The organism is Desulfosporosinus sp. FKB, assembly GCF_002196705.1.
Lineage (GTDB): Bacteria > Bacillota > Desulfitobacteriia > Desulfitobacteriales > Desulfitobacteriaceae > Desulfosporosinus.
Map to the genome: position 1 here is coordinate 147,728 of NZ_NADJ01000040.1, position 14,390 is coordinate 162,117.

Consider the following 14,390-nt stretch of genomic DNA (forward strand, 5'->3'; position numbering starts at 1 on the left):
TCTATGCCCAAAAAGGCAATTAGCGCAGTCGTTCAAGCAGTGTCCAGGCACGGGCTTGAAAATTATAAAACAACAACCAGATTATTGCAAAATCTGAAGGAGGAACCTGGATTTTAGAGGCATATACTTCAAAATCAACCATGTGAAAAACCGGAGAAACTACTCGAATCAAAAGAGCCAGGGGATTTTCGTGACTATACCCTTTTGCCTTCTCACTTTTTTGTTCAAGAAGGACATTGAGGCGTCTAATATATTCTTCAATATATTCAGGTGAGTGACTTTGAGCATGGGATCTGCCAAAGACAGCTCTCGCCTCATCGGAATCGTAAAAAAGGTGCGTTACTTCAACTCCCAAACGACTTCCATTCCGTTGATTCTCGATGACGATATCCGGTCTGTCAGCATGCTTAATAATCTTATAGTCTTTTCCTTGCTGACTGTTTAAGAGAGCTACCAAGGCCTGAGCGGCACCCTCCTCAATCAGCCATTTTTCGTTAAGCGGATATGACAAGGCTCCTCCCCCTTATGACAAGGTATAGGTAAGTTTTTCAAAACCTCTGAACCCTATGACTGTTGACACCCCAATTTGACGCAGCATAAGAATCGCTTCATCAATGTCTCGGCCGACAACTTCCGCGCTATGAGCATCAGAACCTAAGGTAACGCTGATTCCTCGCCGCTTGATTTCTTCCAGCAGCCGTTTCTCCGGATAAAATTCCCGGACAGGTTTATATCTTCCATTGGTATTTATTTCTAAAACCAGGCCCTTTTCAGCAACCGCCGTTAACGCTTCATCGGCAAGGGCTAAAATATCCGTAGTTGGCCGCACTCCAAAAATTTTAATCAGATCGAAATGGCCGATTGTTGTAAATAGCCCGCTTTGAGCCGCCTTGGTCACGAGGTCAAAATAATCCCGATAGAGTTTATCCGCCTCTTGCTGATGATGCTTCGGCTCTTCTTCCGGAACATCAAAAGCCCAACCCGCAATTTCATGAACAGACCCTATGACAAAATCGAAGGGAAACTGGCGCAAGAGGTTTTGAATTCTCTCTTCTTCCCTTAGCCGATAGTCAGCTTCCAGACCAATTCGAACCTTCAGATGCGGGTACTCCTCGGCTACCTCTCGGATCAGGGGGAAATTCATTTGCTCCCAATAATAATCATGATCGGCAAATCCGATTTCCTTTAGCCCTTTGCGGGAAGCCTCCTCTAAAAAGGCCCGAATGTTTTGCCGATTGGCCTCACGGTCTTCGTGCCCCAGAAGATGAACATGTAAATCCAACATCTCTTTTAAACCCCTCTCTCTATAATTTCTGCACCCCGGTCCTTACCACGAGGTATGGATGCAGGCTCAAATCAGAACGTCCTAACCTAGTCGTGGCTGCGGCCAGATCCCTGAAGAAATTTCCTGATAATTTAACATCAACGCGTCCAACAATCTCTCCCTTAATAATTCGCAAGCTATGGGGAGCGCTGAGAGAATACGATCCCGCCACAGCATCTTGAGTATGTAAACCAAGGACTGATAAAATCAAAACACCGTCCTCAATAGTACTTAGAATCTTATTCCAAGTTTCCTCAACGGTATGCCGAAGATATAGCCCTGCAGCCCCGTGAGGCAGCCCTGTCGGTTTCAAACCCCAACGAAGGGCATCTTTTACCCGCAGAAAAGGCGTTTGCAGCTTTCCTTCTTGCACCAAAGTAGTTTGAACGGCCGGCACTCCCTCAGAAGTAACCATGTAGGAGCCTATTTCAAGCGGCTGAAGGGGATCAATCGTCAGAGAGAACTGGGGATGAAAGACTTCTTTGTGTGTTTCGAAATTTTCCTTGGAAAAGGCTCCCTGCCCTTCGATGACTCGTTCTCCAGAGAAATTAGGCACGATAAACTGTCCCAAAAGTTCCTCAGTCATGGCCGGAGCAAAAATCACCTGAGTCTCAGGATTAACAGCAGACGCTTCTCCAGCCAGGGCTTCATAGCGTTTCACCGTCTGTGCCCATAACTTTTTTTGTTCTTCCGGAAGAATAAGTCTGCGTTTGGCAAAGCCGCCCCCAACTAAACTGTCAAAGGAAAACCAAGACACAAATTGAGATTGTTGATACGTCACCGCCAGGCCTGTAGAGGTTCGGACATTGCGATATCCCCATGCAGCTTGGATGCTGCCTTGAACTTTGGCCCTATCCGGTTTTTCCTCAAGCCACTGCTTGGCTAGATCAAATATAACGTCATCATCACCCTCGATAATTTCCCGGACAATTCTGTCTTCAACGGCCACGAGAGGTAACGGTTCGGGGGCAGGAATATGGGAAGCTTCTGGGTCCGTGTAAGCAGCTTGCTTCCACTGCTGCATTTTCTGCTCCCAAAATTCTGCCGTACTCTGAGGCTGGAGCTGGACTATAGCCTCGCTGCAAGTTCCATCTGCCCAGACTAAGAAAACCTCTCCGCTTTCCTTCTGCCGATAGCTTGGAGGGGTATATACTCCTCCAGGAGAATTATCTTTAATCCCCAAAGAGACAACTTGTGATTCATTGACTAAAAGGCGCCATGCGGATAAACGCAAATTCTCGTCCTTCGGGGCCTGTTGACAGCGATAAAAAAGATCCTCTAATTGCGCAACGAGTTTCATCCCAGTGTCCCTCCCAAACTGACTTGTTGATCAGGGTCCATTAGCAGATAGCGATGACTTCCGCCACTTGATGGAACCGCTTGACCGCCCTTGCCGCATGTTCCAATAGCATCAAAACAACCTTCACCCAAGCCGCCCCGAATTGCTTCCAAAGCCGAAAGGATCTTGCCGCTGAAAATCGAAGGTTGGTAAATCGCTAAATCAGGATCAGCAACATCAATGATTCCATCGCATTGAAAGACAAAATCTCCGGTTTTGGGATTAACTTGCCCGCCCCGATATCCCAAGAGAAGAAGGTTTTTCTGTCCTTCCAGAAGTTCCCCGTTGGTTAAGAGGATTTCGCGAATTGACTTCACCTCATCCATTAAGGGCAGGGATGACGGCAAAGGAAGTAGTCGATCAACCAAGAGGCGAATATTACTCATGCGCGGCAAAGGAACATTGGTATAACTTTCTGCCCTCCCGGCTCCGGTAACCGGCATACCGGCTTCAGGTCCCGAAAAAACATCTCCAAGTCCGGCTTCCAGGACTCCATTTTTAACAATCGTCACCGTTTCCCGCAGGAGCCCGTTGGCTGAATAGGGCTGATAGGCCCAATCTCCCACAAGAGGCCCGTCAATAATATGGACGCCGGGTCTTGCTACTCGCAAACCAATTCGCAGTTTTCCTTTTTCTCCAAGTACCGACTCATTCATATGATCGGATTCTACCGCATGCCCAAAAGCTTCGTGAGCCAAACCTTTAGCCAATCCATAGTCAATGATGAGGGGATAATGACCGCTTGGCAGCTGGGGAGCGGTACATACGGCCTGAGCAAACTTGGCCCTGTTTACCGCTTTCTCTTCCAGGCTATGATCCGCTAATTCTGCATAAAGAATTGAAGCATCCATCCCACTGCGGTGACTAAGTGTGCTTTGTGCTTTTCCTTCGGCCCGTACCGTCCCTTGATGCATTAGTACCGCTCTGGGAACTGCAAAGGATACCAGGGTACCATCAGTTCTTCCGATACACCAGACCTCTTCGGCTTGTCGGTAACTGGTCTGCCAGACAGCTTGAGAAAAGGCTGTTTTCATCCTTGAGTGCAAGGTCATAACCTGCTCCTCCAGATCAGCCAAAGGGACTTCTCCGAAAGCCTTTTGTGCCGGATTCACCTCTTCTGCTATAACCTTTGACGTATCCCAAATCTGACGATTGAGCTTCGTCCCAAGTGCTTCATTTCTGCGGGCAAGCTGAATAGCCTTTGCCACCAGTTTTCGCCCGACCTCTTTCTCTAAAACATCAGAGCTGGCAAAACCTGTCGCCCCGCTCTCGGTAAAAGCCTGAACCCCAAAGCCATGGTCTTCGCCCGTTGAAACACGCTCAAAACGACCGTTACTAAGACGCATGCTCCATTCCCGGCGAGACTGAGCACGTACTATCACATACCCCTCAAAGGTTGAGGCTTCAGTCAAGACTGTCTGAACGAATGTTTTAAGCTCCTTTTGTTCCACAATTGCCCTCCTGTTTCCCTAGACTATAGTGTTGACCTATAATTTTCCTTATCGATAGGCTTATTATACCATAGAGACAGATGAAACTCGTCTGTTGCCAAACTTGCAAGGCATCTTCTCTGTGGCTAAAGAGCGAAAGAAAAAATATCCCGGGGTCTGTATAAACAAGAACTCCTCGGGATACACTTTAATTAGTCTCACGTTTTTCTTTTTTAATCCCCACTCCTCTCTTTTACTTCACTTGCGGCGAAGATTTGGATCGTCGCAAGCTTTTTTTATAAACATTTTACCATGATTTTGCGTTCCTCGACGAAACCGGACTTTTCATACAAATGAAGGGCCGGAATATTATGACTGCTGCAGGCCAGCCCCAGATAAGCGATATTATGCTGGCGACAATATTCTTCTGCCGCCTTGAGCAACTTTTCGCCAATCTTTTGGCCTCGCCATTCCGGAAGTACGCCAAAATCCATGATCCATCCCTGATAAACACCCGTCAACTCTTCGCGGGAAGAAGGATGAAGCACCAAATACCCCAGCGACTGATTCCCGCCCGGCTCCATAATTGGAGTATTGTCATTAACATCCTCCGCCGCAGCTTCTGCTATAAAGACAATTGATCCGGTCTGTTGAATCCAGGTCCAAAAACCTTTAAGAACAGCTTCCCGATATTTGAGAGTCTCCTCCAGCGGTTGCTTGCGCCATGGCGAAGCACTATCCGGTATATTTATTTTTCCCAAAGAATACATAAAAGGCCAATCTCGAATACTCCCTTGACGAACTCTCATATCATCACCTCTTAAGGTAAGGTATGCAAGCGTCAAGGGAGTGTCACTTTAATCCCAAATCAACGATTATGTTTATATGATAAGTTCTTGACGCAGTTCCACTTCATATACTTTAACTGGCGGTGAACCATGGCAAACGAAAGGTATTCAGATCTTCCGAAAGAAGGTGATTCCTTGTACATAATTACTTTGCTCATAGGGCTGGGTCTTCTGCTCTGGGGAATGAAGGTATTAAGGCAGGGGCTTCAATTCTTTGCAGGACATCACCTGCGCAAATTTCTCCTTTGGATGACGGAAACCCCCAGCCGTGGATTTTGCACCGGAGCGATCACGACTGCCTTGCTTCAATCCAGTACTGCCTTAACGGTCATGGCTGTCTCCTTCGTCGATGCGGAACTGCTTCCCTTCGAAAATGCTCTGGCCTTAATTTTAGGCAGCAACATCGGGACAACGCTAACCACACAACTGCTCGCTTTCCCCATAGAATCGTTTATCCCTTACCTCTTGATTCTTAGCGCCCTTGGTTATCTGTTTATCCCTGGACGAATTCGCTCTCTTTTTTTATCCTTCTTCGGCCTGAGTCTTCTCTTTTTTGCCTTGAATATGCTTCAGGCAAGCATGGCCCCTCTCGCCGACAAACCTTCCATCCGGCTATTTCTTCAGCAATTAGGAGATAACCATCTCAAAGGCGTTCTCGCCGGTACGATCCTTTCAGCCCTGCTTCATTCTTCCAGCGCCACAACAGGCATCGTCATGGTCTTGACGGAAGATGGCCGGATAACCCTCCCAACTGCCCTCGCCTTTATTTTTGGTGCCAATATAGGAACTTGTTTCACTGCCGTTTTAGCTGCCTTAGCCAGTTCAAGATCCGCTCAAAGAGTAGCTCTCTTTCATGTGCTGCTCAACGTTTTTGGCGTTCTGCTCTTCTTGCCTTTTGTCAGTGCCATGGCCAAAGGCCTTAACCTTATGGGCGGAAGTCTCGCTCGCCAGGTTGCCAACGCTCATACCATATTCAATGTTCTTTCCTCTCTCTTAGCCTTTCCGCTCTTGCCCAAAACCGCACAACTCTTGGCAAAGATTCTTCCGTAAAGCCCTAGGATAACCATAATGTCCAGTGAACTCGTTCTGCTAAAGCTGAACATCGGGGCTTCGGTGACGAAAGCGCCTAGCCTATAACAAATGCTATCTATCGCACTGAAGGATGGACTCTACCCCCAATCCTCTCCCTCTGATGACTTTTCTCTCGCCCTAATTCCAAATAAAGATTGAATTAAATCACAAATCCCCGAGGCATCATCTAAACCAAAGGTAGGAATTCCAAGTTCAAAGGTTAGATCACTGACAATGGCTATAAGTTCTTCGGGAAGGCAAAAAAGTTTCTGGTGCACACCTGAGCGAAAAACTTCGATTTTTGGCTTGTTGCCCGACTTATAGCCTTCCGTAAAAATAACATCAACACCCTGGATTCTGGCAATTACCTCATCTAAGGGTTGATCTTCAGTTACCTTTTCCATGACGGCAATCTTTTGGGGTGAACTAATGGCTACAACATCCGCTCCGGCTTGGGCATGCCGCCAGGAGTCCTTACCCGGCTGATCAAGATCGAAGCCATGAATATCATGTTTCAAGGTGCCAACTCTCCAACCACGCTGCTTGGCCTCACGAATAATTTTTTCCAGCAGCGTTGTCTTGCCGGAATTTGAGCCACTGCCTACGATTGATATAACAGGAATCCGAGTTTCCCCATGAGTTACGTTCATATTAGTTCTCCCAAGCTTCTATCCAATTCGCCCATAATAATTCTCCCGGATTCACCGGACCATGATTCGCAGGCACATCGACCAGCAGTTGACTGTCGACCATGGAACGAAGGACTCCTGATCCTTGGGCAGGCGCTAAATCCGCCCAAATTTCTCCATCCTTAAACACCGCTCGAGCCCGCAAAAATCGTCGTTGTTTTCCTCCCTTGGCAAAGCCGTTAGCCATTTTAACGAAACTTCTTTTCCCTTCGATTACTGAATAACCCGCTAGTTTGCGCAAAACCGGACGAACCAAAAGTTCAAAGGTCACTACAGCGGCAGCAGGATTCCCGGAAAGTGAAAAAAATAGTTGCTGCCCCTTTCGGCCCGCCGCTAAAGGGGTCCCCGGCTTCAGACGGAGCTTCCAGAAAAGCATTTCACAGCCAAATTGGGCAAGGGCATGGCGCATAACGTCATAATCTCCTACGGATGCGCCTCCCGTTGAAATTACAATGTCAGCATCCGCCACTTTTTCTAAGGCTGCCAACGTATCTTCAATTTGGTCAGAAACAATTGGAACCGCTATCACCTCACAGCCGGCGTTCTGAATCATGCCGCGAAGCGTATAGCTGTTACTATTATAGATTTTAGCCGGAAGCAAGGGCTGCCCGATATTCATCAGCTCTGATCCTGTAGCAAGCAAACCGACACGCGGCCTTCGGTATACCTTAACCTGATCCCAACCCATTGCAGCCAAGAGGCCAACGGCAGGCGGTGTCAAAAAGAAACCACGTTTGAGAAGCAGGTCCCCATTTTTGATTTCTTCTCCTCGATAGACAATATTTTGGCCGGGCATGATGGGACGCAGAATGGTTACCTGATCCCCATCACGTTCCGTATCTTCCTGACGTACTACACAATTTGCTCCGGGCGGGATCGGAGCGCCCGTAAAAATCTTTGCCGCTTCGCCGGCCATAATTTCTCGCTCGGAAAAAGTTCCGGCAGGAATTTCACTCACGATCGCCAGTTGCAGAGGGGTATCTTCCAACCCCGCAGACCGATAAGCATACCCATCCAGCGGAGAACGGTCAAAGGGAGGCATATCAATCTTGGCAGTCACATCCTGGGCTAAGATTCTCTGAAACGCATTAGCCAGGGAAACGCTTTCCTCCCCGACAGGCCTTATCTCCTTCAGAACTTGTTCCTTAGCTTCTTCCAACTCAATCATAATTTTCATATACTATCCATCTCAATTTTCCTCTCAAACTCTATTTCATCATTTATATTAGTGTATCGGCAATTCCAATCATTGTCAAAGAGGGAAAATGAGCAAGAGGGACGGTCCCCGTTTTGTCGATACGCTGTATTATAAGGACCGTCTCCATCTTACCATTGTGCATTTTGGGCATAAAAAAGGGGTGTCGCTCTACGAAACTACTCAAGTTCGTTTTGCAACCCCCCGTTCTGCAACGTCTGCACGCCCGTTTTGCGTGTTGTGACGTTTTTCTCTAAAAAGGATTCACCTTGAGCTTATCAACGTGTACGCGTCCATCCTCCCGATAAATCTCCAATTGCTTGCAATTCTCTTCTATCTGAATAACTTCCCGTCCCACTGTTACGACAACATTTTGATGACAATACGTCACAGAAAGACGACTGTCAGAACTTATCTGAACATAGGTGGCACTAACTCCTGAGCCTCCCAATTCATTGATCTTAACATTTCCTCCGGCAAAGATTTTCCCGCCCCGGCATACACCTTCAATGGTCACATCTTCTTCAATATGAATTTCTGAGTTGTAAATTCCCTTAGAACACTTAAACGATCCGCCGCATTCAACGTTTGCACCTTGCAAGTAGCCTACTTCTAAGCTAAGTTTTTCCGGAATCTCGACGGACATATTTTCAACATATTGTACCAGAGCTTGATCAACTCGTTGTAAAGCCTGCACTGATTGAACTTCAAGAGGGCCTAAACCAACCAAAAAACGTTTTGCAGTTTGGATCGAAATAATTAAACCCTCGGAAACCATTTCATCATCTTTATGTTCCTGGATATATTTCTCGATTCGAGCACATAGTTTGGGAAGATTGGAATATTGTCTCTCCAGGATAAGTTTCAAACATTGTCCCGGTTTTGGGTTGTTGTTCCCCGAAGCTTTGAGCAAAACGGCGGTGTTGGCTAAACAGCTGTTCAGCTGATCCTGCAGATCAGACAACGATCGTAGAAGTTGAGAGCGAGCAACATATTTTTCTCCGATAAAGGTCTTGCCGCCCATAATGTTCCCAAAAATCTTAGCACCTTTTTCAGCCCTGATCTCGGCGCGGGAAACTGAACCTTTAATTTCTATTTTTCCCCCGGCCAAAATATGAAGCCCATCATGGACATTTCCATTGACATAGACATCCCCGGGAAAATCAATGCTTCCACTTGCTAAATCAACATCCTGATTTTGTACATAGACATTTTCTACCATGTACGTCTTTTCATCAACACGTACCGGCTGCCCTGAACATGAGGCAATAACTTCAAGCCCATCCTCAGAAAGATAGACATTCTTTTTTAAGCGAAATTGAAAATCCTTGACTGCAGCTGTTCCAAGCTCTTTGCCAAAAACATCTTTTCCGGGAACTCCCGGTTTCCCCGGTATTTTTCGGGCTAATACTGTTCCCTCTTCAACTAATTTTACTTTGGAGGCATAAAAATCAACCTTATTCTCATCAGATGCAATACTTTTCTGAGGCTCCCCTACGAAGTCCTCTAATTGAGCGTGCTGAGGCGGGACCACTGGAGTAGCTTCAGCAACAATAACCTCGCCAAAACCTTTCACGGACATTATTTCTGACCAGCTTTGGGGCCGTCGTCCGTGAACAACCTGTAACTGTTCCAGATCCTTATTGAGCTTCGCCTCATCCCAGACCTCGCTGTCCATAGGCAGGGTCTCCCAATAGGCAACTTGGGCCAAATCTATAACTTCAGAGGCTGGAAGTTCCTCCGGAATAAGATAATGTCCCGGAAGTTCATGCCTGACTTTAGCTGAAACAGCCCCCCCCTGATTACGAATTTGCAATTCCCAGGTCAATTGACCGGTTTGCTGCAAAGGATAAAATTCCACTTGATCTCCAAAGTCAACAAAAAAGGGCTTGTTCTGAGGACTGCCATTCCGTTGAACTTCTCCCGCTCGAGGAAAAGGGATAAAGCGTTTTACACCTTCGCCGAAAACAAATGTATACTTGTTATCCTCCCGCTTAACTTGAGTAGGGGTTAGATGCAAATCCTCGGGGGTTTGCTCAATAACATCATTCCAAGACAAACGTACCTTCCATTTTTTCGAAAAAAAATGAGGTTTTTCGAGAACTTCAATTCTGATCTCTTCTTGTGGCAACTTAAGTTTAGTCGCCCAGTCTACTCTAATTTCTTCGAGAGAATTACCATGAACGACTTCTTCCGGCATCTTTATCTCCCCGCTCATTGAAAAAATTACCTTTAAATTTAACATATCAGAAATTTATCGAAAACCACATAGGTCTTTGGTCCTAAAAGCTAATAATATTTTATAATTTAGAATAATCTTCTGAAAATCAGGGAGTATTTTGGCTTGCTTCGACATTAAAAATTTCATAATCTGAGGATTGAGTCCCGTTCGGATCCAGACTGTTCCCTGGGACTTTGGGCAGTGGCTTACTGGGTGTTGGAATAACAGGTTTTAATAAGTCAACAGGCTCTTCGTCGATAACTCTGTCCGTCGTCAACCCCTGCTGCAAATTTGCAACTACTTTCTTAACATCCATAGAATTAACCTGCCAATAACTCACTCCATCAACCTCTAAAAATGACCCCGGTAAGGTCTGGGAAATAACATTTGAACTATTAAAACCTACGGCAGTCTTAGCTACGGCTAGGATATCCTTGACCGATAAATTGGTCGTTACAGCCTGCATCAATTCAGGGACAAGATAGGGCAGCTTTGGTAACGTGCTCAATTGAACCATTTCTTTAGCCACAGCCTTTAAAACAATCTGCTGTCGAGCCGTCCGGGAAATATCGGATAGAGCATCATGCCGAAAACGAGCATACTCCAAGGCCTTCTCACCGTCAAGGCGCTGCAGCCCTTTATGCAGATTAATATAGCCATCCTCCTGATCACCGGTTTCATAATACATATCCTTTTCCACATCAACTGGGACCCCGCCCAAGGTATCAATTATTTTCTTGAAGCCTTGGAAATTTGTCAGAATATAACCTGAGATTGTCTCACCGGATAAATCTTCCACGCTATTTTGTAACGCATCCAAATTTTCCAACGATGCTGCAGCATTGATTTTTATATATCCATGTCCTGCGAGGAAAATTCTTGTATCTCGGGGAATAGACAGCAAGCTTATCCTCTGTGTTTTAGGGTCGATGCTTGCGACAATAAGAGAGTCTGTATTAAATTTTGTTTCCTCAAGTCTCTGATCAGCGCCGATGAGCAAAACATTGACCCGCTCGTCTATGTTTTTGGCTGAATCATTAAAGGAATTCTCCTTGGTAATGGTTTTTCCGGAGCCACTAAATCCCTTATACCCCCAAAAACCAAGGGCTAGCACCCCACAGATCGTGATCGCAGTCAGCCTTGAGACCCATTTATTGATCATTTATAACAACTCCATTATAAAAAGCTCTTTCTTGAATTATAACCAAATTTTAGCATCTAAAAGCCCTGCCTTTACATTTAAATTAAAAATGATTTATTAATTTTTAAGAATCTCAAAAAATATACAAAAATAGTCCGAAAGGATGCGTTTAACGCTTTAATACCTTTCGGACCCTTTCCTTTTTTCGAAAATACTATAGCAAATTCCTCATAGTGTTATCCAATCGTAAGACTACCACTTCAAGTAGGAGTGGGTCCCATACCTTGCTTCGGCGGGGGTAGAATTCATCCTTCAGCGCGATAGCATTTGTTATGGGCTTCAGCTTCAGCTTTAGCTGAATAAGTTCACTTTGCAGCTCCTTTTAATAATAGGTTCACAGCAAAATCTTCTGTTCGCAAAAATCCCCTGTTAAAGGGAGTTCAGCAATACGATCAACAAAACCCTCACCAAACAGTATAACAAAGTACAAAGGATTCAGGATCCGCTCCTGTCTCCCTTTATTAGGGGTAATTCCATCCTCGAGCACCCTCAAACCCTCGAGAACTGCACTATGGTTCTTGCGCTGAGCCTGCCAGAGTTTTTTTCTTAAGTATTCTATTTGGAGATTGACTTTCATTTCATTCCGAATTAACCAATCATGGACGTTAGCATGAATATCCTCAAGAGGCCCCAATTCTTTATAACCTTTTTCGATCACAGACCTCAAGTGCTGTATACGTTGCTCAATATCCAGAGAATCCCGGTCGCGAATACAGCGTTCTTTATAACCATCTAACCCCTGATAAACATCAGTCAACGTCAATCCTGCTTTGCTAAGAGTTTTCTGCCAGGAAGGTGTCACGATAACTGCCGACAAACGGGGGAATAAGATGGGCATAACGAACCCAAAGGATGAAAACACGTCACCAAGCTGAGCCCAATAATTCAATTCTCCGGGACCGGGAACATAGGCTAAGGTGGGGAATAAAAATTCCTGAACAATTGGCCGAGTAACAACATTGGGAGAAAACGTTTCAGGGTTTTTCCTTAACAACGCGGGCAAAAGGTCATCATCCAAGATTTTGTCTTGGCCCCTTAAATAAAAACCGTGACCCTGATTTAAAATCGCCCGGCGTTCAGGATTGGCCAGGAATAAGTTCACTTCGCCTCCCAGTGGCTGAATCTGGGCTGAAAAGCCAAGTTTTGTCCAAGCCTCAGTTCGCCGGAACAGAGCCTCCCGAACATCACCATGTAGTTTAAGGATTTGTTCATACATTGGAGCCGCCAGACATTTGAATTCCGGCAGCAAAGGATCAAACAAGATCAGGCCCCATTTTTTGAGCAGCCACTGTAGGGTTAAGGCAAACCATTGGGCAAGATTTTCTGCTTGATTAAGAAATCGCCGGCAATCCCGGAGCACTGAGGCTCTAAATTCAACATCCGGCAGCTGCAAAAGTTGCTGCTCAATAGCTTCCCAGGCAGGAACAGGCAGAATTCCTACTGATTTTCCTTCTCCGTCACCCGGAAGACTGCAGGAAAAAGGCTTCCCCTTATAATTTAGAAAGTAGGTTTTATGTATTTCTATCCAGTCATGATCCTCACTGGCAATCCAAAATACCGGTACAACAGGCCGCCTAAGCCTTTCCCTTTGTTCCTCAGCAAGACGAATAATCGTCATAGCCTTATATAAGGTATACAAAGGTCCGGTAAAAATCCCCGCTTGTTGGCCGGTAATAACGACTAAGGTTTCATTACGCCTCAGCTCTTCAATCATTTGCAGTGTTTTCCTGTTTGCCCCTAAGAATTGGTGATAGGCTTTTAAAGAATCAACAAGTTTTTCTCGAGGATAATTCCTCGTATCTAAATACCTTGCTCGCTGTTCAAAACTTTTTTGAAGCTGAGGATTGCCGCTGGGGAAAAAAAAAGCTACTTGTTCAAAACAAGTAGCCAAGGCTTGCATCGGATCTCTCATAGTTCATCCTCCCCGCTACCTTTCCAATATACGGGGTATTGTATCATGGGTGCAGGGAAATCGCAATTCTTCCGGGCTGACCACTGCAGACTCGTCCGATCACTGCAGCTGCCGGCGTCTGAGCTAAAGTCAGCTGTCTTAACAAAGGTTCCAGACGATCTTGGGAAACCGCAATTAGAAGTCCACCTGAAGTTATGGCATCACAGAGCACAACCTGCAGCTCCTCGGATACATCGGAAGTAAACTCTATCCAGCCTTCAAGGTGACGCTGATTGGCTCTTGTTCCTCCGGGAATTGCCTGTTGCTCTATGCATTGCCAAACACTCTCTAAAACCGGGACATCTTTAGCATATACTTCAGCACTTAAACCGCTTGCCGAAAGCATCTCATGTAAATGTCCTAACAATCCGAAACCTGTAATATCCGTGACCGCGTGAACACCTGCTTCAACTGCAGCTTCAGCAGCTCCTTTGTTCAGAGCAGCCATGACCTGAATAACTTCTTGTTCCGCCTTTGCAGAAACAATACCACGCTTTATTCCAGTCGTAATAATTCCTACGCCAAGAGGTTTGGTAAGGACTAAGTAATCGCCAGCCTCAGCTTTAGCATTGGAAAGAACGTTATCAGGATGAACAACTCCAGTGACGGAAAGTCCATATTTCGGCTCAGAATCGTCAATGGAATGTCCTCCGACCAAAACCGCCCCCGACTCCCGGATTTTGTCACTGCCGCCCTGAAGAATTTGGGCTAATACTTCCATTTTTAATTTACTAATGGGAAACGAGACTAAGTTCATCGCCGTCAAGGGTTTGGCCCCCATGGCATAAATGTCACTTAAAGCATTGGCCGCAGCAATTTGTCCAAAAGCATAGGGATCATCCACCACGGGAGTAAAGAAATCGACACTCTGCACAAGAGCCTGTTCATCGTTGATACGATATACTCCAGCGTCGTCAGAAGTATCCAGGCCTACAATCAAATTGGCATCTTCTTGATTTGGAGGTAAACAACACAAAACTTGTGCCAGGTCCCCAGGACCTATCTTGCATCCTCAGCCTGCTTTTGTTGAGAACTGGGTCAAGCGGATTTTATCTTGACTATTGAGATCAAGTTCCATTCTAGTCACCCCAAAAATTCAGTATACGTTATAACTATGCATC

The 14,390-nt window shown here is 45.8% G+C and carries 12 protein-coding genes; 1 reads left to right on the plus strand and 11 read right to left on the minus strand.

All coding sequences use genetic code 11. The features are described 5' to 3' along the window. Positions 1 to 19 precede the first annotated feature (19 nt). From B5Y67_RS22190 to B5Y67_RS22210, 5 genes are all read right to left on the minus strand, one after another. A complete protein-coding gene (locus B5Y67_RS22190) occupies positions 20 to 511 on the minus strand; it encodes a hypothetical protein (RefSeq protein ID WP_088228565.1) in 492 nt (163 codons plus the stop codon). 12 nt (positions 512 to 523) lie between these two features. Further along, positions 524 to 1,285, minus strand: coding sequence for a histidinol-phosphatase (locus B5Y67_RS22195; protein ID WP_088228566.1), 762 nt, complete (start codon positions 1,283 to 1,285; stop codon positions 524 to 526). Positions 1,286 to 1,304: 19 nt separating this feature from the next. Beyond that, entirely contained in the window at positions 1,305 to 2,624 is a 1,320-nt protein-coding gene (locus B5Y67_RS22200; protein WP_088228567.1) for a metallopeptidase TldD-related protein, read from the minus strand. Next, positions 2,621 to 4,114 carry a TldD/PmbA family protein gene (locus B5Y67_RS22205; protein WP_088228568.1) on the minus strand — a complete coding sequence of 498 codons (1,494 nt, stop codon included), beginning with the start codon at positions 4,112 to 4,114 and terminating at the stop codon, positions 2,621 to 2,623. The genes B5Y67_RS22200 and B5Y67_RS22205 overlap by 4 nt, the downstream gene beginning before the upstream one ends. A 275-nt stretch (positions 4,115 to 4,389) precedes the next feature. Continuing rightward, positions 4,390 to 4,902: a GNAT family N-acetyltransferase gene (locus B5Y67_RS22210; protein WP_088228569.1), complete on the minus strand. Its 513-nt coding sequence runs from the start codon at positions 4,900 to 4,902 to the stop codon at positions 4,390 to 4,392. Between the two features lie 129 nt (positions 4,903 to 5,031). Here B5Y67_RS22210 and B5Y67_RS22215 point away from each other — a divergent pair, with 129 nt between their 5' ends. Continuing rightward, positions 5,032 to 5,991 (plus strand): Na/Pi symporter, encoded by a 960-nt coding sequence (locus tag B5Y67_RS22215; RefSeq protein WP_088228570.1) that lies wholly within the window; start codon positions 5,032 to 5,034, stop codon positions 5,989 to 5,991. 119 nt (positions 5,992 to 6,110) lie between these two features. On the opposite strand, the gene mobB is transcribed toward B5Y67_RS22215, so the two are convergent. From mobB to selD, 6 genes are all read right to left on the minus strand, one after another. Next, positions 6,111 to 6,662 carry a molybdopterin-guanine dinucleotide biosynthesis protein B gene (mobB, locus tag B5Y67_RS22220; RefSeq protein ID WP_088228571.1) on the minus strand — a complete coding sequence of 184 codons (552 nt, stop codon included), beginning with the start codon at positions 6,660 to 6,662 and terminating at the stop codon, positions 6,111 to 6,113. A 1-nt stretch (position 6,663) separates the two neighbouring features. Then, entirely contained in the window at positions 6,664 to 7,878 is a 1,215-nt protein-coding gene (gene glp, locus B5Y67_RS22225) for a gephyrin-like molybdotransferase Glp (protein ID WP_088228572.1), read from the minus strand. 271 nt (positions 7,879 to 8,149) lie between these two features. Then, the gene (locus B5Y67_RS22230) at positions 8,150 to 10,096 is read right to left on the minus strand and encodes a FapA family protein (protein WP_088228573.1); all 1,947 of its coding nucleotides are present in this window, start codon (positions 10,094 to 10,096) and stop codon (positions 8,150 to 8,152) included. A gap of 127 nt (positions 10,097 to 10,223) precedes the next feature. Then, complete coding sequence (locus tag B5Y67_RS22235; protein ID WP_088228574.1) at positions 10,224 to 11,279, minus strand: LCP family protein; 1,056 nt, start codon at positions 11,277 to 11,279, stop codon at positions 10,224 to 10,226. Positions 11,280 to 11,652: 373 nt separating this feature from the next. After that, positions 11,653 to 13,230, minus strand: a complete 1,578-nt coding sequence (bshC, locus tag B5Y67_RS22240) for a bacillithiol biosynthesis cysteine-adding enzyme BshC (protein WP_088228575.1) — start codon at positions 13,228 to 13,230, stop codon at positions 11,653 to 11,655. Between the two features lie 43 nt (positions 13,231 to 13,273). Beyond that, positions 13,274 to 14,347: a selenide, water dikinase SelD gene (gene selD, locus B5Y67_RS22245; RefSeq protein ID WP_088228576.1), complete on the minus strand. Its 1,074-nt coding sequence runs from the start codon at positions 14,345 to 14,347 to the stop codon at positions 13,274 to 13,276. Between the last annotated feature and the right edge of the window lie 43 nt (positions 14,348 to 14,390).

Bases quoted from the DNA above. Each gene is read 5' to 3' on its own strand.
- B5Y67_RS22195 (WP_088228566.1), bottom strand. From the start codon at position 1,285: ATGTTGGATTTACATGTTCATCTTCTGGGGCACGAAGACCGTGAGGCC.
- B5Y67_RS22200 (WP_088228567.1), bottom strand. From the start codon at position 2,624: ATGAAACTCGTTGCGCAATTAGAGGATCTTTTTTATCGCTGTCAACAG.
- B5Y67_RS22210 (WP_088228569.1), bottom strand. From the start codon at position 4,902: ATGAGAGTTCGTCAAGGGAGTATTCGAGATTGGCCTTTTATGTATTCT.
- B5Y67_RS22215 (WP_088228570.1), top strand. From the start codon at position 5,032: ATGGCAAACGAAAGGTATTCAGATCTTCCGAAAGAAGGTGATTCCTTG.
- mobB (WP_088228571.1), bottom strand. From the start codon at position 6,662: ATGAACGTAACTCATGGGGAAACTCGGATTCCTGTTATATCAATCGTA.
- glp (WP_088228572.1), bottom strand. From the start codon at position 7,878: ATGAAAATTATGATTGAGTTGGAAGAAGCTAAGGAACAAGTTCTGAAG.
- B5Y67_RS22230 (WP_088228573.1), bottom strand. From the start codon at position 10,096: ATGCCGGAAGAAGTCGTTCATGGTAATTCTCTCGAAGAAATTAGAGTA.
- B5Y67_RS22235 (WP_088228574.1), bottom strand. From the start codon at position 11,279: ATGATCAATAAATGGGTCTCAAGGCTGACTGCGATCACGATCTGTGGG.
- bshC (WP_088228575.1), bottom strand. From the start codon at position 13,230: ATGAGAGATCCGATGCAAGCCTTGGCTACTTGTTTTGAACAAGTAGCT.